The 16,456-nt window shown below is 67.0% G+C and carries 16 protein-coding genes; 8 read left to right on the top strand and 8 right to left on the bottom strand.

Features of this window, described 5'->3' with window-relative positions; genetic code table 11:
• Nucleotides 1-2: 2 nt before the first annotated feature.
• From AC1Q5B_RS03410 to rpsU, 3 genes are all read right to left on the bottom strand, one after another.
• On the bottom strand, nucleotides 3-497 hold the full coding sequence (locus AC1Q5B_RS03410) for a GNAT family N-acetyltransferase (protein WP_492630325.1): 495 nt from the start codon (nucleotides 495-497) through the stop codon (nucleotides 3-5).
• 62 nt (nucleotides 498-559) lie between these two features.
• Nucleotides 560-1,006 carry a GatB/YqeY domain-containing protein gene (locus tag AC1Q5B_RS03405; protein WP_492630324.1) on the bottom strand — a complete coding sequence of 149 codons (447 nt, stop codon included), beginning with the start codon at nucleotides 1,004-1,006 and terminating at the stop codon, nucleotides 560-562.
• A gap of 110 nt (nucleotides 1,007-1,116) precedes the next feature.
• Entirely contained in the window at nucleotides 1,117-1,332 is a 216-nt protein-coding gene (gene rpsU / locus AC1Q5B_RS03400) for a 30S ribosomal protein S21 (RefSeq protein WP_002808376.1), read from the bottom strand.
• A gap of 135 nt (nucleotides 1,333-1,467) precedes the next feature.
• On the opposite strand from rpsU, the gene tsaD reads away from it, so the two are divergent.
• From tsaD to folK, 4 genes are all read left to right on the top strand, one after another.
• Entirely contained in the window at nucleotides 1,468-2,535 is a 1,068-nt protein-coding gene (gene tsaD, locus AC1Q5B_RS03395; RefSeq protein WP_492630323.1) for a tRNA (adenosine(37)-N6)-threonylcarbamoyltransferase complex transferase subunit TsaD, read from the top strand.
• 124 nt (nucleotides 2,536-2,659) lie between these two features.
• Entirely contained in the window at nucleotides 2,660-3,925 is a 1,266-nt protein-coding gene (locus AC1Q5B_RS03390; protein ID WP_492630322.1) for a mechanosensitive ion channel family protein, read from the top strand.
• A gap of 52 nt (nucleotides 3,926-3,977) precedes the next feature.
• A complete protein-coding gene (gene folB, locus AC1Q5B_RS03385) occupies nucleotides 3,978-4,337 on the top strand; it encodes a dihydroneopterin aldolase (protein ID WP_492630321.1) in 360 nt (119 codons plus the stop codon).
• A gap of 3 nt (nucleotides 4,338-4,340) precedes the next feature.
• A complete protein-coding gene (gene folK, locus AC1Q5B_RS03380) occupies nucleotides 4,341-4,826 on the top strand; it encodes a 2-amino-4-hydroxy-6-hydroxymethyldihydropteridine diphosphokinase (protein ID WP_492630320.1) in 486 nt (161 codons plus the stop codon).
• Nucleotides 4,827-4,930: 104 nt separating this feature from the next.
• On the opposite strand, the gene AC1Q5B_RS03375 is transcribed toward folK, so the two are convergent.
• Nucleotides 4,931-5,671, bottom strand: coding sequence for a pteridine reductase (locus AC1Q5B_RS03375; RefSeq protein ID WP_492630319.1), 741 nt, complete (start codon nucleotides 5,669-5,671; stop codon nucleotides 4,931-4,933).
• A 180-nt stretch (nucleotides 5,672-5,851) separates the two neighbouring features.
• Between AC1Q5B_RS03375 and AC1Q5B_RS03370 the strand changes: the two genes are divergently transcribed.
• Nucleotides 5,852-7,309 (top strand): circularly permuted type 2 ATP-grasp protein, encoded by a 1,458-nt coding sequence (locus AC1Q5B_RS03370; RefSeq protein WP_492630318.1) that lies wholly within the window; start codon nucleotides 5,852-5,854, stop codon nucleotides 7,307-7,309.
• Entirely contained in the window at nucleotides 7,309-8,250 is a 942-nt protein-coding gene (locus AC1Q5B_RS03365; RefSeq protein WP_492630317.1) for an alpha-E domain-containing protein, read from the top strand. Before AC1Q5B_RS03370 ends, AC1Q5B_RS03365 begins: the two co-directional genes overlap by 1 nt.
• Before the next feature lie 6 nt (nucleotides 8,251-8,256).
• On the opposite strand, the gene AC1Q5B_RS03360 is transcribed toward AC1Q5B_RS03365, so the two are convergent.
• The gene (locus AC1Q5B_RS03360; RefSeq protein ID WP_492630316.1) at nucleotides 8,257-8,433 is read right to left on the bottom strand and encodes a hypothetical protein; all 177 of its coding nucleotides are present in this window, start codon (nucleotides 8,431-8,433) and stop codon (nucleotides 8,257-8,259) included.
• A 23-nt stretch (nucleotides 8,434-8,456) separates the two neighbouring features.
• Nucleotides 8,457-9,287, bottom strand: a complete 831-nt coding sequence (locus AC1Q5B_RS03355; protein WP_492630315.1) for a proteasome-type protease — start codon at nucleotides 9,285-9,287, stop codon at nucleotides 8,457-8,459.
• Between the two features lie 119 nt (nucleotides 9,288-9,406).
• Between AC1Q5B_RS03355 and AC1Q5B_RS03350 the strand changes: the two genes are divergently transcribed.
• Complete coding sequence (locus tag AC1Q5B_RS03350) at nucleotides 9,407-10,591, top strand: class I SAM-dependent methyltransferase (protein WP_492630314.1); 1,185 nt, start codon at nucleotides 9,407-9,409, stop codon at nucleotides 10,589-10,591.
• Nucleotides 10,588-11,004 (top strand): VanZ family protein, encoded by a 417-nt coding sequence (locus AC1Q5B_RS03345; protein ID WP_492630313.1) that lies wholly within the window; start codon nucleotides 10,588-10,590, stop codon nucleotides 11,002-11,004. The genes AC1Q5B_RS03350 and AC1Q5B_RS03345 overlap by 4 nt, the downstream gene beginning before the upstream one ends.
• Nucleotides 11,005-11,052: 48 nt before the next feature.
• On the opposite strand, the gene AC1Q5B_RS03340 is transcribed toward AC1Q5B_RS03345, so the two are convergent.
• Both AC1Q5B_RS03340 and AC1Q5B_RS03335 read right to left on the bottom strand, forming a co-directional pair.
• Nucleotides 11,053-13,392 carry a beta-N-acetylhexosaminidase gene (locus AC1Q5B_RS03340; protein WP_492630312.1) on the bottom strand — a complete coding sequence of 780 codons (2,340 nt, stop codon included), beginning with the start codon at nucleotides 13,390-13,392 and terminating at the stop codon, nucleotides 11,053-11,055.
• A gap of 100 nt (nucleotides 13,393-13,492) precedes the next feature.
• Nucleotides 13,493-16,270, bottom strand: a complete 2,778-nt coding sequence (locus AC1Q5B_RS03335) for a TonB-dependent receptor (RefSeq protein WP_492630311.1) — start codon at nucleotides 16,268-16,270, stop codon at nucleotides 13,493-13,495.
• Nucleotides 16,271-16,456: the final 186 nt, after the last annotated feature.

The following is a 16,456-nucleotide window of genomic DNA, read 5'->3' as shown; positions in this document are numbered from 1 at the left end:
GTTCACGCGTCGCCGCGCGCGAGCGCCCGCAGCGCGTCGCCGGTGACGCGCTGCACGGTCCATTCGTCCAGGCCGACCGCACCGAGGCTGCGATAGAGGCGGAGGGCGGGCGCGTTCCAATCCAGCACCGACCACTCGAAGCGGCCGCAGCCCCGGGCCACGGCCACCTGCGCCAGATGCACCATCAGCCGCCTGCCGATGCCAAGCCCGCGATGGCTCGGCAGTACGAACAGGTCCTCGAGGTACAGGCCGGGCTGTCCGAGAAACGTGGAAAACGAGTGGAAGAACAGCGCGAAGCCGGCAGGCACGCCGTCGGCCTCGGCGATGACGACTTCGGCGACGGGGCGTTCGCCGAACAGGTGGGTTTCCAGCAGCGCCGGCGTCGCGACGGCTTCGTGGGCGAGCTTTTCGTACTCGGCCAGGCCACGGATGAAGTCGAGGATCTGCGGGATGTCGGCGCGGGTCGCCGGGCGCAGGATGACGGCGGGGGTGTCCATGGCGCGAGGATGCCATGGATGAGGCGCCGCGCCGGAAACGTCCGGCACCGCGCCGTGCGGGCTCAGCCCGCGAGTTTCTTCTTGATCAGCGCGGAGACCTGGCCCATGTCGGCCTGGCCGGCAAGGCGCGGCTTCAGCACGCCCATCAGCTTGCCCATGTCGGCCGGGCCGGTGGCGCCGGTCTCGGTGATGGCGGCCTCGATGGCGGCCAGGACCTCGGCCTCGCCCAGCTTGGCCGGCAGGTAGGTGTCGATCACGGCCAGTTCGGCACGCTCGATGGCCGCCAGGTCCTCGCGGTTGGCGGCTTCGAACTGGCTCACCGAGTCCTTGCGCTGCTTGACCATCTTCTCCAGCACGGCCAGCACGGCGGCGTCGTCCAGCTCGATACGCTCGTCGACTTCGCGTTGCTTGATGGCGGCGTTGATCAGGCGGATGACCGCCAGGCGATCCTTCTCGCCTGCCTTCATGGCGGCCTTCATGTCATCGGTGAGCTGCTGTTTCAGGGACATGGTGTGCTCCGGGGGAACGGTGGAAGGGCGCGGCGCGGTGCCGTGAGACGCCAAAAACACAAAAAGCCGGCGACGCTCGCGCGTGCCGGCTTCTTGCGAAGCGACGCGGCTCAGTACAGGCGCTGGCGCTTGGTGACGTCGCGCGAGCTGCGGCGCAGCTGGCGCTTCACCGCGGCGGCGGCCTTGCGCTTGCGCTCCTGGGTCGGCTTCTCGTAGAACTCGCGCTTGCGGGTTTCGGCCAGGACGCCGGCCTTTTCGCAGGTGCGCTTGAAGCGACGCAGCGCAAACTCAAACGGCTCGTTTTCGCGGACTTTGACGCTGGGCATACGTAATCTCGGTGGTGTAAACGGTCCGGGCGCGCCCGGTGAGCCGCGTATTATAGCGGCCGGCGCCGAGGCTGCAACCCACCCCCGTCGCCAGGACCGCTTGTCCCTTCCCTTCCAGGCCCCCAGATCCCCCTCATGAGAGTCCTCGGCATCGAAACCAGCTGCGACGAAACGGGCGTGGCCGTCTACGACACCGGCCGCGTGTCGCGGACGGGGCCGGTTCTGCCCGGGGCCGCCGGCCTGCGCGCCCATGCGGTCTACAGCCAGATCGCCCTGCACGCCGAGTACGGTGGCGTGGTGCCCGAGCTGGCCAGCCGCGACCACGTCCGCAAGCTGCTGCCATTGATCCGCCAGACCCTGGCCGAAGCCGGCCTGACGACCGCCGACCTGGACGGCGTGGCCTATACGGCCGGGCCGGGGCTGGTGGGCGCGCTGCTGGTCGGCGCGGGCGTGGCCCGCTCGCTGGCCTGGGCGCTGGAGGTGCCGGCGATCGCCGTCCACCACATGGAGGGCCATCTGCTGGCCCCGCTGATGGAGGACGATCCGCCCGAGGCGCCGTTCGTGGCCCTGCTGGTTTCCGGCGGACACACCCAACTCGTGGCCGTGGACGCCATCGGTCGCTACCGCCTGCTCGGCGAGACGCTGGACGACGCCGCGGGCGAGGCCTTCGACAAGACCGCCAAGATGATGGGCCTGCCGTATCCGGGCGGCCCGCAACTGGCGGCGCTGGCCGAGAAGGGGACGCCCGGCCGGTTCAAGTTCGCCCGGCCCATGACCGACCGGCCCGGCCTCGACTTCAGTTTCAGCGGCCTGAAGACCCAGGTGCTGCTGGCTTGGCGCGACAGCGACCAGTCGGACCAGACCAAGGCCGACATCGCGCGCGGCTTCGAGGATGCCGTGGTCGACACGCTGGCGATCAAGTGCGAGCGCGCGCTGGATGAAGCCGGCAGCGACGTCATCGTCATCGCCGGTGGCGTGGGCGCCAACAAGCGTTTGCGTGCGAAGTTGCAGGAAATGGCGGCCAAGCGCGGCGGACGGGCCTGTTTCCCGCGGCCATCGCTGTGCACCGACAACGGCGCGATGATCGCCTTCGCCGGCGCGCTGCGTCTCGAAGCGGGCCAGCACGAGACGGCGGAAGTGAAGGTCACGCCGCGCTGGGACATGGCCACGCTGCCCGAGGTCGCGGTGGTCCACTTACCGTAACCTGCGGCCGAATTCCGTTCAGGTTCAAGGCGGTGCGGGTAGGGTGTCCGCTCCGCCAACCGGCGCGTCCGCCTGCGCAACGCAGGTGGCAGGGCGCGCATGAACCACCTCGAGGGGTAACGGAATGATCGAACACCTGGACGCCCTGCGCGCGGGCCTCGCCCCGTATCCGTGGGCCTACACCGTCGTTGTCGCCTGCGCGCTGGTCCTGCTGGCCTGGCTGGCCAACTGGATCACCAAGCGCGTGCTGCTGCGCGGCCTGCGCCGATTGCTGGCCACGTTGCCGGTGGGACAGGGCGATCACCAGGTGCGCCTGCGCGTCATCCCGCGGCTGGCCAACGTGGTGCCTGCCGTGGTGCTTGCGGCCGGCGTCGCGTTCGTTCCCGACCTGCCGCCGTTGCTGGTGACCGTGGTCCGCAACGTCTGCTTCGCCTTCATCATCCTGACGGTCGCATTGGCCATCGCCGCGGCGCTCGATCTGGCCAACGAGGTCTACCAGCGTCGTCCGGATGCCGCCGACAAGCCGATCAAGGGCTACCTGCAGTTGCTGAAGATCATCGTGTTCGTCCTTGCGGCCGTGCTGATGGTCGCCGCGCTGATCGACCGCTCGCCGGTGATCCTGCTGTCGGGCCTGGGCGCGATGATGGCGGTGCTGATCCTGGTGTTCCAGGACACCCTGCTGTCGCTGGTGGCCAGCGTGACCATCAGCTCGAACGACATGGTGCGCGTGGGCGACTGGATCGAGATGCCCACCCAGAATGCCGATGGCGATGTCGTGGATATCGCGCTGCACACGGTGAAGGTGCAGAACTGGGACAAGACCATCACCACCATCCCCACCAAGAAGCTGATCAGCGATTCGTTCAAGAACTGGCGAGGCATGAGCGAATCGGGTGGGCGCCGGATCAAGCGCGCGCTGTACCTGGACCAGAACAGCGTGCGCTTCCTGGACGGGGACGAGCAGGCGCGCCTGCGCCGGTTCCGGCTGCTCGGAGACTACCTGCACCACAAGGACAGCGAGATCGACGCATGGAACGCCCGCCTCACGGAGCAGGGGCGCGAGCCGGTCAACCAGCGCCGCATCACCAACCTCGGCACGTTCCGCGCTTATGTCGAGGCCTATCTGCGCGCGCACGGCGACATCCACGACGGCATGACGCTGCTGGTGCGCCAGCTGCCACCGGGGCCCACCGGGCTGCCGCTGGAGATCTACTGCTTCACCCGCACCGTGGCCTGGGGGGCTTACGAAGGCATCCAGTCCGACATTTTCGACCATCTGCTGGCGATCCTGCCGGAGTTCGGGCTGCAGGTATTCCAGCAGCCGGGCGGCGCGGACGTGCGCCAGCTGCAGGGCATGCCAGGCGGCGCTGCGGCGATGGCCACCGGCTGAGCGGGCGCGACGATTGCGCGTACCATTCCCGCTCCTGAATCCAGAGCCCCACATGGACATCGTTTTCATCGAAGACCTGCGCATCGAGACCGTCATCGGCATCTACGACTGGGAGCGCGGGATCCGGCAGACCGTCGCACTGGACGTGGAAATGGCGTTCGACAACCGCGTGCCGGCGGCGAGCGACGACATCGCGCACACGCTGGACTACAAGGCGGTGTCGAAGCGGCTGATCTCCTTCGTCGAGGAGGCGAACTTCGGCTTGGTCGAGACGCTCGCCGAGCGCTGCACCGAGATCATCCGCGAAGACTTCGGCGTTGCGTGGGTGAGGTTGAAGCTGAGCAAACCCGGTGCCGTCACCGGCGCGCGCAACGTCGGCGTGCTGATCGAACGCGGCGTACGTCCGGACTGACCCATGGGAAAGGCCTATCTCAGCCTCGGCAGCAACGTGGAGCCCGAGCAACACCTGCGCGCGGCCGTCGCGGCGCTGCGCGACCGCTTCGGCGAGGTGGTGCTGTCGCCGGTCTACCGCACGCGTTCGGTCGGTTTCGACGGCACCGACTTCCTCAACTCGGCCGCCGTGATCGACAGCGACCTGGATCCGTTCGCGCTGAACGACTGGCTGCATGCGCTGGAAGATGCGCACGGCCGCGACCGCAGCGGTCCGCGCTTCTCCGACCGTACGCTGGACATCGACATCGTGCTGTACGACGACCTCGTGCTGGAGGGTCCCGGCAATCTGCGACTGCCACGCGACGAGCTGAAGCACGCTTTCGTGCTGTTGCCGCTGGCGGACATCGCGCCCGATATGGTCGATCCGCGCAGCGGTCGCACGCTGGCGGCGCTGTGGCGTGCGCATCCCGACCACGACACGCCGCCGCAGCCGGTGTCTTTCGAGTAGGCACGGCGGTGCAACCGGGCCGCCGCTGATCTGCGGATATTCGCAAGCCATCATCCCGGCGCAGGCCGGGATGATGGCGCGTGGCGGGCACAACAGGCTCGATCTCAGGCGATCGCCCGTCCGCCATCCACGTGGATGACCTGACCGGTGACATAGGCCGCCGCATCGCCCAGCAGCCATGCCACGGTGCCGGAAATGTCGTCCGGATCGCCGATGCGCCCCAGCGGTGTCTGCGCCAGCAGACCCTCCTGCACGTCCGCCGCGATGCCGCCGTCGGGCCACAGGATGGCGCCGGGCGACACCGCGTTCACCCGCACCTCCGGCGCCAGCGACACCGCCAGTCCGCGCGATACCGCGAGCAGTGCGGCCTTCGACGCCGCGTACACCGCCAGATCGCCACGTGGCTTCTCGGCATAGATATCGGCGATGTTGACGATGGCGCCACGCGCGGCGCGCAGGTGCGGTGCGGCGGCTTGCGCCAGAAAGAACGGCGCACGCGCATTGACGGCGAACAGTTCCTCCCACTGCGCCGGTGTGGCGTTGCCCGGCGGCGTGGGATAGAACGCCGAGGCGTTGTTGACCAGCGCATCCAGTCGGCCGAAATGTCCCACGGTCTTCGCCACCAGTTCCGGCAGGCGGTCGAACAACGCCAGGTCGGCCTGCAACATCAGCGTGCTGCCCGGGCGGACGGCGTCCAGTTCGTCGGCGAGTGCGCGCATGTCGGCCGAAGCGCTGCGGTAGTGCAGGGCCAGGTCATGGCCGTCGGCGTGCAGCCGGCGGGCGATCGCGGCGCCGATGCGGCGGGCGGCACCGGTGAGCAGGACGGCGCGACGCGGTTTCAACATGGCGGACTCCGGACAGATGCCCGCATTGTCCCCGCTTTGCACCGAAATGGCGCAGGTCGCCACCAGAATTGTGAGCGGATCGCCCGGTACGACAACGCTTGACGGCGCGCACATCCACCATGCATGTTGCGACGCATTACCCGTCGTCGGATGTGCCGGCGCGGGGCAGCAGGATGGCGAATGGACTGGGCGAAGTACCGCACCACGACCTTTGACGAACTGATCCAGGCCGATGGACGGCCGCGGCCGGCAGCGCGCCGGCTGGTGGAATACTTGGCCGGACTGTCCGGCCGCGAACTCGCCGAGCGGCAGCTCGCCGCCGACGTGGTGGCGCGCGTGCAGGGCATCACCTTCACCGTGTACTCCGACGGCCGCAACGTCGACCGCACGCTGCCGTTCGACCTGATCCCGCGCATCATTCCGCTCAGCGAGTGGCAGCGCACCGAGGCCGGCCTGAAGCAGCGCATGCGCGCGCTGAACCTGTTCATCGGCGACATCTACGGCAAGCAGCAGATCGTCAAGGACAAGGTGTTCCCGGCGATGCTGCTGAAGGATTCGGTGAACTTCCGCGAGCAGTGCGTCGGCATCACGCCGCCGCTGGGCGTGTGGGCGCACATCTGCGGTTCGGACCTGGTGCGCGACGGCGACGGCACGCTGTACGCGCTGGAAGACAACCTGCGCATCCCCAGCGGCGTCAGCTACATGCTGGAAAACCGCATGGTGGCGAAACGGGTGTTCCCGGAGCTGTTCGAGACCAGTTCCATCCTGCCGGTCGACGAATACCCCAGCCAGCTCTACGACACCCTCGCCGCACTGTCGCCGCGGCCGGGCAATACGCCGGTGATCGCGCTGCTGACGCCGGGCGTGTTCAACAGCGCCTACTTCGAGCATGCCTACCTGGCGCAGGCGATGGGCATCGAACTGGTCGAAGGCAGCGATCTGTTCGTCGCCGACGACGACTGTACCTACATGCGCACGGTGTACGGGCCGCAGCGCGTCGACGTGATCTACCGGCGCGTCGACGACCTGTTCATCGACCCCGAGGTGTTCCATCCCGATTCGGTGCTGGGCGTGCCCGGGCTGATCCGCAGCTGGCGCGCCGGCAAGGTGGCGCTGGCCAACGCGCCCGGCGCGGGCGTGGCCGACGACAAGGTCGTCTTCGCCTACGTGCCGAAGATGATCAAGTATTACCTGGACGAGGATCCGATCCTGCCCAACGTGCCCAGCTACCTCTGCCACAACGCGAAGGAGCGCAAGTACGTGCTGGAGAACATCGAGAAACTGGTGGTGAAGCCGGCCAACGAATCCGGCGGCTACGGCATGCTGATCGGCCCCCGCTCGACCAAGCGCCAGCGCGAGAAATTCAAGGCGCTGATCGAGGCCAATCCGCGCAACTACATGGCGCAACCCACGCTGGCGCTGTCCACCGCGCCGATCGTCACCAAGCAGGGTCCGTCGCCGCGCCATATCGACCTGCGTCCGTTCGTGTTGTCGCGCGACGACACCTACGTCACCACCGGTGGCCTGACCCGCGTGGCGATGGTGAAGGGGTCGCTGGTGGTGAATTCCTCGCAAGGCGGCGGTGCCAAGGACACCTGGGTGGTCGATCTGGCCGATGACGAAGGGGAGGCCGCCTGATGCTGTCGCGTGTCGCCGACGACCTTTACTGGTTCAGCCGCTACGTGCGTCGCGCGGAGAACACCGCGCGCCTGGTCGGTGTGGGCAGCCAGCTGCAGCTCGACATGCCGCGCTCGGTGCGTTTCGCGTGGCGGCCGATGATCGATACCGTCGGCGCGGGAGACTGCTTCGAACGGTGCTACCCGGAGGCGGGCGATGCAGCGGGCGATGTCGACGTGATCCGCTTCCTGCTGCTGGACGAACGCAATCCGTCGTCGCTGCGGACCACGGTGGATGCGGCGCGCGAGATCCTGCGCAGCATCCGCGACACGTTGCCGCAGGACGTGTGGGAAGCGATCAACGATCTGCATCTGTACATCGCCGCGCAGGGCGAGCGCAGCCTCAGCCGGCGCTACCGCATCGAATTCCTGCAGCGCATCGTCGATGGTTGCCTGAAGGTGTCGGGCCTGCTCAGTGCGAATGTCAGCCGCGACATCGGCTACCAGTTCCTGCGCCTGGGTACCGCGCTGGAGCAGGCGGACATGACCACGCGCATCATCGATGCCGGCGCCTCAGGCCTGGTCACGCCGCGCAACGAGGACGACCGAGAGGCGTTCCAGAACATGCAGTGGATGAGCGTGCTGCGCTCCGTCGCGGGCTACCAGATGTACCGCCGCCACGTGCGCCAGCGCGTCACGGCGGAATTGGCGCTGCGCTTCCTGCTGCAGAACAACGAATTCCCGCGCAGTGTGCATTTCTGCCTGACCCGCGCGCAGAGCGTGCTGCCGACGATGCCGCCGCGCCCGGGCGTGGATCGGCATCTCAACCGCATCGTCGGCATGACCCGCAATGCCGACCCCGCCGTGCTGGCGGCGCGCAATCCGGCACAGTTCATGGACGAGATCCAGACGCACCTGAGCTCGCTGCATGTGGCGATCGCGGACGGGTACTTCCGCGGCTGAGCGGTCTCAGGTCGTTTTTTCGTGCGAGGCGGCTGCGGCGGCGGCAGCAAGCTTGCTGGCCACGAGAATGCCCGCAGTGCCTGAGATGACGCGCCAGGCCGGCGGCGCGAACAGGGCCACGCAGAGCACGGTGACGCCGGTGCCGAGGCAGAACGCCAGCACCGCCACGGCCCACGCTTTCATGGGAGGCGCGACATCATCGCCGACTACTGCTGGCCCTGTGCATCGCCAGGATCCTGCCGCGACGGCGCGCGGCGCGGCGGCATGACGGGCAAGGGACCCGGTGCGGCTTCGCGCGCCTGCTGCGGCTCCCACGGAAAGCGCGGCAGGCTGTGTACGGCGGCTTCCAGCTTGCGCGACCAGGTGTCGTGGATCTCGGCGTACAGGGGCGTATCGGCTTCCAGTCGCATCCGCTGGCTGATCTTCAGATCACCGTTGCGCAGCAGCGCCATGTCGACCGGCATGCCGACCGACAGGTTGGAGCGGATGGTGGAGTCCAGCGATACGAGCGCGCAGCGCGCGGCGTCTTCCAGCGGCGTCTCGGGCCGGATGATGCGGTCGAGGATCGGCTTGCCGTACTTGGATTCGCCGATCTGCAGATAGGGCGTTTCCGGCGACGTCGCGATGCAGTTGCCGAGCGGATATACCATGTACAGCCCCGGGCGCTCGCCGGCGATCTGGCCGCCCAGGATCAGCGTGGACTGCACGTTGACGCCGCTCTGCTGCGCCTCATCGTTCATCTTCACCTGGCTGGCGACCAGCGTATCGCCGACATATTCCGCGACTTCGTACAGATGCGAGAACGTGCGCAGGCTATGCTTCGCGTTCGGATCGTCGGCATCGCGCTGCAGGCGCGAGATAGTCAGCTGCGTGGTGGCCAGGTTGCCGGCCGACATGATGACGAACACGCGGTCACTAGGCCATTCGAACACGTGCATCTTGCGGTACACGCGCACGTCGTCGAAGGAAGCGCTGGTGCGGGTATCCGCGGCGAAGACCAGGCCTTCGTTGACTTCGATGCCGACGCAATAGGTCATGGCGTGTCCGCTGCTGCTGTGCATCACGATTCTATGCGTGGCCCACGGGGTTGGCTAGGGCTGGCGCGGTAGTGTGAAACGGCCCGTACAATGGCGCAGACTCCCGCTTCTGGTGCGCCATGCACACCGATCTCCCCCTTCCCGATGACGCTGCGCAGGCGCACAGCGCGCGACTTGCGGCCCTGATCCGCGCCGAGATGGCCGCCGAGGGCGGCAATCTGCCGTTCTCGCGGTTCATGGAGCGCAGCCTGTATGCGCCGGGCCTGGGTTATTACAGTGCGGGCAGCACGAAGTTCGGTGAGGCCGGCGATTTCACCACCGCGCCGGAACTGGGGCCGCTGTTCGCCAGTTGCGTGGCGCAGGCGGTCGCACCGGTGCTGCAGCAGCTGGGTCCGGAAGCCGAGTTCGTCGAGATCGGCGGCGGCAGCGGCGCGTTCGCCGAGATCGTGCTGAAGCGGCTGCTCGAACTCGATGCATTGCCCGCGCGCTACGCCATCCTCGAGCCCAGCGCCGATCTGCGCGAACGGCAGCGCGAGCGGCTGGGACAGCGCCTGATTCCGCCGGTGTTCGATCTGGTGGAATGGCTGGAGGGACCGCCGTCCGAGGCGTGGAATGGCGTGCTGTTCGCCAACGAGGTGATCGACGCACTGCCGACGCCCCGTTTCACCCTGCGTGATGGCGAAGTGTTCGAGGAAAGCGTGGCGCTGGATGCCGGTGGCGGTTTCGTGCGCAGCGATCGCCCGGCCGATGCCTTGCTGGCCGCAGCGGTGCGCCATGTCGAGCGCTACCTGGAGCAGCCGTTTCCCGACGGTTACCGCTCGGAACTGCTGCCGCAGCTGCCCTACTGGATCCAGGCGGTGATGGGTGGGCTGGAACGCGGCGCCATGCTGTTCGCCGACTACGGCTATACCCGCCGCGAGTTCTATCAGCCGGATCGCGACGAGGGCACATTGCGGGCGTACTACCGCCATCGCGTGCACAACGATCCGTATCTGTGGCCGGGATTGCAGGACATCACCGCCTCGGTGGATTTCACCGCGCTGGCCGAGGCCGGCACGCAGGCCGGTTTCGATCTGGCCGGTTACACGACGCAGGCGAACTTCCTGCTCGGCAATGGCCTGCAGGAGCGTTTGAACGAAGCGGAGGCGCGCGCCGACGAGGCCACGCTGCTGCGCTTGCGCAACGAGGCCAAGCGGCTGACCCTGCCCAGCGAGATGGGCGAGCGCTTCCAAGTGATGGGCTTCTCCAGCGATGTCGAGTTCGGCACGGCCTTCCTGTTCAACGATCTGAGCTGGCGCCTTTGAAACGGGCGTCCGCGCTGAAGCCGTTCCAGTATCCGCGCCTGTGGCTGGGGCTCTGGCTGGTGGCGGTCGCGGTGGTCATCGTGCTGTCGCTGGTCAACCTGAGCGGATTGCCGCCGGTGCCGGAAGGCGGCGACAAGGTGGAGCATTTCATCGCCTACGCACTGCTGTCGGCATCGGCAGTGCAGTTGTTCGCGACACGTCGCGCCTGCATGGTCGTCGCCCTGCTGCTGGTTGTGCTGGGTATTGGCCTGGAGTTCGCGCAAGGCGCGCTGACCACCACGCGCATGGCCGATCCGCGCGATGCGCTGGCCAATACGCTGGGGGTCGTCGCGGGTCTGCTGACGGTGTTCATGCCGTTGCGCCACGCACTGCAGCGGCTGGACGCACGCTTCAAGCCCGCGCGCCGTCCCTAGACGAGCGCCCCGACGTCGAGGCGCTCCCTGCCTGGGCTGCGCCGTGGGTCAGCGCGGCTGCAGGGTGATCCGGTCCAGCACCCACATCTGCGGGCGCGTGTCGCCGGTGAAGCGCACGCACAGGTCCTGCTTGCCGGTAGTACCCGCCGGCAGCGGGGCGTCGAGCTCAAGGAAGCCGTCGGCGTTCGGCGCGGCGGGCAACGGCACCGTCGCCAGCGTGCGGCCCTTGCAGCCGCCGCCCAGGATCTCGAGTTCGCCCAGCGGCGACTTTGCCGGTTCGAAGTTGCGATGCGGCTCGTCGTGGGCCAACTGGAAGTAGTACGGAATGCGGCCCGCACGCACCTTGATCGACGCGATGCCATCCAGGTCGGCCTGGTTCCACTGCCAGCACGGATAGAAGATCGTGGTGTTGAAGATGGCGCGCTCGCCTTCCAGCGGACCATCGTCTTCCAGGCGCAGCAGCAGGCGTCCGGCGTCCGGGCAGATCGCCATCGCTTCGTCGGTGCGCGTCAGCATTGAGGCAGGCGTCAGTTCGAACGTCGACGCGGGTGCCAGCGCACGACCCTCGGCGAAGGCGGCGGCCCGCACGGTCGTAGGCAACTTCACCTCCAGCGGCGAGGTGAACGTCGGCGACGCCTGCGTCGGTTCGCTGCCGTCGGTGGTGTAGTGCACCGGGTAGTCGAGCGGGTTGGACAGCGTGACCTTCGCCGTGCCGGCCTGGCGGTCGTCCTCGGCGGCGATCAGCGGCTCGAACGGCGTCTTCGCGTAGCCCAGACCGATGGCGTCGTAGCGTTTCAGCAGTGCCGGCAGGCGGGCGGCGAAGCTGGCGAAGTCCTTCTTCACCGCCGGAGTCCAGCCGGTTTCCGCCACAGCGGCCAGGCGCGGGAAAGCGTTGTGCTGCAACCGTGCGAACGTGCGCGTGTGTTCCGTCCACAGGTTGGCCTGGAGACCGAGGATATGGTGACGCTGGCTTTCCTCGAGATCCGGCGGCACCGGTTCGAAGCCGTAGACATCCTGCAGCGTGATCAGCGCCGGACGGCCGGGCGGCTCATTGGGCGAAGCGGTCTGCAGGTAGTCGAGGTAGGTCTTGTTCGACGGCGACATCACCACGTCATGGCCTTGGCGCGCGGCCTGCAGGCCGCCTTCGATACCGCGCCACGACATCACCGTGGCCTCGGGCGGCAGTTTGGCTTCCAGGATCTCGTCCCAGCCGATCAGCCGCTTGCCGTGCTTGGACAGGTACTTCTCCAGGCGTTCGACCAGATACCCCTGCAGGTCCATCTCGGTCTTGGCGCCCACCTGGCGCATGCGCGCCTGCTCGCGCGCGGAGGCTTCCCACTGGTCCTTGACCGCTTCGTCGCCGCCGATATGTACGTAGGTGCCCGGGAACAGCTGCACCACTTCGCCCAGTACGTTCTCGAGGAACGTGATCGTCGGTTCTTCCACGTTGACCAGGTTGGGGAACACGCCCCATTCGTTCGACGGGACCAGCGGCGTATCGATCGAACCGAGCTCGGGGTATGCGGCAATGGCTGCGGTCGCATGGCCGGGTACGTTGATCTCCGGCACCACGGTGATGTGGCGCTCGGCAGCGTACTTCACCACGTCGCGGATCTGGTCCTGCGTGTAGAAGCCGCAATAGGGACGCGGTTCGCCCGTCTTCGGATCCTTGCCGCCATCGCCGGCCGGGATGCGGCAGCCGCCGATCCCGGTGAGCTTCGGATACTGCTTGATCTCGATGCGCCAGCCTTGGTCGTCGGTCAGGTGCCAGTGCAGCGTATTGAGCTTGTGCAGCGCCATCGCGTCGATGATCTTCTTGACGTCCTCGACCTGCTGGAAGTGGCGCGCGGGATCCAGCATGAAGCCGCGCCAGCCGAAGCGCGGCGCGTCCTCGACATGCAGTGCGGGCAGCGTGACGCGGCCCTTGTCGCCCTGCGTGATCAGCTGCCACAGTGTCACCGCGCCGTAGAACAGGCCGCGCTCGTCGCGCGCCTTGACGGTGACGCCATCCGGCGTCACGTCGAGCGTGTACGCCTCGGGATTCGTTCCTTCCGCGCCGGCTGCTTCAAGCACGAAGCGGATCAGGCCCTTGCCGTCTTCCTGCGTCGTCTTCAACGCAGGTGCGCCAGCCGCCTGCAGGTAGGCGGAAAACTGCTGCGCGACCCGCGTCGCGGCCTCGCCGTCGGCGAACAGGCGCGTGTCGCCGTTGATCGCGAAGGCGCCCGCGGACGTCTGCAATTCGACGGGCGCCGGAATCAACGACGGCGTGATGGGCGTGGAGGCCGCGGCGGCGCCGGCCTCGTCGCCGCTCCCGTCCTTGCAACCGGCCAGGACAAGCAGGATGACGGCCAATCCGGCCAGGGCGCGATGGGCGAAGGATCGTTTCATCGGAGTCCTCGGTAGCGAAGGGCACAGCATGCCCAAAAAAAAGCGGGCCCGGACAAGTCCAGGCCCGTGAGGGAAGCAAAAAACTACATCGGTGGAGAGATCAGAACTGGAAGCGTAGCGAGGCCAGCACGCGACGGCCGGTACGGTAGCTGCCGCGCACCAGCTTTTCCGTATCGGCGATGCCCGGCACTTCGGCGTAGGTGTAGTACTCCGTGTCGAGCAGGTTCATGCCGTCCAGGCCCAGGCTCAGGCGGTCGTTGATCTTGAACGACAGGCTCGCGTCCAGCGAGTCGTAGTCGTCGGTGACCAGATAGTTGCCGCGGTCGACCTGCGTGTAGTACTTCGAACGCCACGAGTAGGTCACGCGTGCGCTGAAGCGCTCGCTCTCGAAGAACGGGCTGAGGTTGACCTGGCTCTCCGAGTTGAACGGCAACTGGTCGCCGTTGTCGGCTTCCGCATCGGCGTAGGTGTAGTTGGCCAGCAGGCCGAAACCGTTCTCGAAGCTCTGCTGGAACGCCGCCGAGAAGCCCTGCACACGGGCGCTGCCGGCGTTGCGGGGACGCGAGATGATGAACGTGGTATCGGTGTTGGTCGACTGGTTGAAGTGCACTTCCGGACTGGTGGTGTACAGGATGTAGTTGGACACGTCCTTGTAGAACACCGTGCCGGCCAGGATCGAGTTCTCGTTGAAATACCATTCGGCCGAGAAGTCGTAGTTGTTCGACTCGTACGGATCCAGGTCCGGATTGCCGCCGCCGCCGGTAAGCGTCTGCGGGCCCAGCCACAGATAGTTGGACATGTCGCCGTAGTTCGGACGCGAGATGACCTTTGCCGCGGATGCTCGGAGAACCACGTCGTTCGACAGGTCGTAGGCGACGTTGAGATTGGGCAGGACGTTGTTGTACTTCTTGCGGACATTGACCTGCTCGTAGCCGTTGGCTGCGCAGACGGTGCCGGTAGTGCACTGCCAGCCCTGGCTGTTGGATTCGGTCTGCACGAAGCGGACGCCCACATTGCCTCGCAGGCCGTTCCAACTGTAGTCCGCCTGCGCATAGGCAGCGTTGACATCCTCGGTCACCGTCCAGGTGTTGGAGACGAACGACGGGTCGTTGAAGGTGCCGGGCTGCGGCATCGTCTGCCACGGGGCCAGCCAGTCGCCGCTGAGGATGTAATCGGCCAGGGCCCAACCATCAATGGTGAAGCGGTTGGCGAGGTCGCCGGTGTTGTGGAATCCGCTCAAGTAGTTGCCGGGCAGGGGGCGCGGATCGAACTCGGATGCCAGCGCGTTGCCGTAACCCGCCACGGTCGCCAGCGACACGCCGCCCATACGCTGTCCGGTTTCGTGCTCGCGGCGCTTGGCGCCGAAGCGGATCTGGTAGACCGGCGAATCCAGGCGGATGCCGAAGTCGGCCTGCGCGTACTTCTCTTCGTCCCAGGTCGGCTTGAAGACGATGTTGCCGCCCCAGCCAGGATTCCACGTCGGCAGGTTCGGGTCGGCGCCCCAGCCGCCGTCCATCTGGAATGCGGACGGATCGGTGAACGGATTGGCGCCGCTGAACGTCAACGTCGGATCGCCGCTGATGTCGTAGGTGTAGTCCGACCAGTTGAGGAATTCGCCGTACACCTGACGGCCCGTGCCGCCGGTGGCCTTGGAGCGGCCCACGTGCGCCGAGGCGAACCAGCGCTCATCGTTCCAGGTGGCCTTGAGGTCGTAGGAGTCGGTATCGACGGTCGCCTGGCGGTTGATCAGGTCGTACACCACCAGCGCATTGTCGAATGTGCCGCGGGTGATCACGCCGCCTTCCACGGTGACGTCCGTCAGGTTCATCAGGCCGTTCCACGCGTTGCCCATGAAGGCGAACATGGAGTGGCTCATGTTGTCGTAGTCGGCCGACACGTCGAGCGCGTTGAACTCGATGTCCAGCTTGTCCGTCGGCTTGAACTGCAGCGCCAGCGACACCGTGTCGCGCTTGCGGGTCTGCTCGAAGTAATGCGCGCTCAGTGAATTGGGGCCGACCGCCGTCAGGTTGTTCTGCAGCGTGGTTTCGCAGGCGCCGACGCAGATCTGCGGCTTCGGAGCACCGACCGACCAGTCCATCGGGCGGTTGTTGACGGAACCGCCACCGCCCTGACCGTCGCGGTAGTCGATCGCGCGGACCGTGCCGTAGGACTCGATGCCGTCTCGGCGGATGCCTTCCTCGGACGACTGCGCGGTGAGGATCAGGCCGAAGTTGTCGGCGGCGTTCTTCCAGCCGAACAGCACGGAGGCTTGCGGGTCGCCATCTTCGATGCGGTCGTTGTACAGATAGCCGATCTGGCCGGAGATCGTGGTCTTCTCGAGGTCTAGCGGCTTGCGCGTGCTGATGATCACTGTGCCGCCGATCGAGCCTTCGTCGATATGCGCTTCAGGCGATTTGTAGACCTCGACCTTGTTGACCAGCTGCGGCGCGAGCAGCGAGTAGTTGAACGTGCGGCCCGGCTGGTCGCTGATGAACCAGTCCGCCGACGCCATCGTCTGCCCGTTGAGCAGCGTGCGGTTCAGGGCGGGATCGGTACCCAGGATGCTGACCTTCTCGCCCTGGCCGAACGCCTTGTCGATGGTCACGCCCGGGATGATGGTGATGGCTTCGGCCACGTTGGTTGCGGGGAACTTGCCCACGTCCTCGGCGGTGACCACGTCGATGATGGAGTCGGCATCGCGCTTGGTGTCGATGGCCTGCTTGAGGCTGCCGCGGATGCCGACCACGACCACGCGGTCGAGTTCGGAAGCCTGCTCGGTGGAGGCCGCAGGTGCGGTGGCCTCCTGCGCCTGTGCGTGCACGGCAAAGCCGAGACACGTCACGATGGCGGCGGATAGAACGGTCTTGCGATGCTTCATGATGTCTCTCCCATCATTGCCCGAAGAATGTGCGGCCCGACCCTGCGGCCGCTTGCGATATAGCGGAAGGCGTCCCCACGCCCTGCCCGCGATGCGCCTGTCCTGACGCTCCCCTGTCTTTCTCCCGTGCCGGCGCGGGGGCGCCGATGCCACGACGCGATGGTCGTGTGTGTTGCGATGGATCGC

The sequence above is a fragment of the Pseudoxanthomonas sp. GW835-FHT14C01 genome (assembly GCF_058793715.1).
The sequence above is the reverse complement of the archived record's forward strand: the minus strand, read 5'-3'. Positions and strand labels throughout refer to the sequence as shown.

What these genes read in the sequence shown, in the direction of transcription:
- AC1Q5B_RS03365 (WP_492630317.1), top strand. Translation starts at nt 7,309, where the DNA reads ATGCTGTCGCGTGTCGCCGACGACCTTTACTGGTTCAGCCGCTACGTG.
- AC1Q5B_RS03355 (WP_492630315.1), bottom strand. Translation starts at nt 9,287, where the DNA reads ATGACCTATTGCGTCGGCATCGAAGTCAACGAAGGCCTGGTCTTCGCC.
- AC1Q5B_RS03390 (WP_492630322.1), top strand. Translation starts at nt 2,660, where the DNA reads ATGATCGAACACCTGGACGCCCTGCGCGCGGGCCTCGCCCCGTATCCG.
- AC1Q5B_RS03410 (WP_492630325.1), bottom strand. Translation starts at nt 497, where the DNA reads ATGGACACCCCCGCCGTCATCCTGCGCCCGGCGACCCGCGCCGACATC.
- rpsU (WP_002808376.1), bottom strand. Translation starts at nt 1,332, where the DNA reads ATGCCCAGCGTCAAAGTCCGCGAAAACGAGCCGTTTGAGTTTGCGCTG.
- AC1Q5B_RS03340 (WP_492630312.1), bottom strand. Translation starts at nt 13,392, where the DNA reads ATGAAACGATCCTTCGCCCATCGCGCCCTGGCCGGATTGGCCGTCATC.
- AC1Q5B_RS03360 (WP_492630316.1), bottom strand. Translation starts at nt 8,433, where the DNA reads ATGAAAGCGTGGGCCGTGGCGGTGCTGGCGTTCTGCCTCGGCACCGGC.
- AC1Q5B_RS03335 (WP_492630311.1), bottom strand. Translation starts at nt 16,270, where the DNA reads ATGAAGCATCGCAAGACCGTTCTATCCGCCGCCATCGTGACGTGTCTC.
- AC1Q5B_RS03405 (WP_492630324.1), bottom strand. Translation starts at nt 1,006, where the DNA reads ATGTCCCTGAAACAGCAGCTCACCGATGACATGAAGGCCGCCATGAAG.
- AC1Q5B_RS03370 (WP_492630318.1), top strand. Translation starts at nt 5,852, where the DNA reads ATGGACTGGGCGAAGTACCGCACCACGACCTTTGACGAACTGATCCAG.
- tsaD (WP_492630323.1), top strand. Translation starts at nt 1,468, where the DNA reads ATGAGAGTCCTCGGCATCGAAACCAGCTGCGACGAAACGGGCGTGGCC.
- folK (WP_492630320.1), top strand. Translation starts at nt 4,341, where the DNA reads ATGGGAAAGGCCTATCTCAGCCTCGGCAGCAACGTGGAGCCCGAGCAA.
- AC1Q5B_RS03350 (WP_492630314.1), top strand. Translation starts at nt 9,407, where the DNA reads ATGCACACCGATCTCCCCCTTCCCGATGACGCTGCGCAGGCGCACAGC.
- folB (WP_492630321.1), top strand. Translation starts at nt 3,978, where the DNA reads ATGGACATCGTTTTCATCGAAGACCTGCGCATCGAGACCGTCATCGGC.
- AC1Q5B_RS03375 (WP_492630319.1), bottom strand. Translation starts at nt 5,671, where the DNA reads ATGTTGAAACCGCGTCGCGCCGTCCTGCTCACCGGTGCCGCCCGCCGC.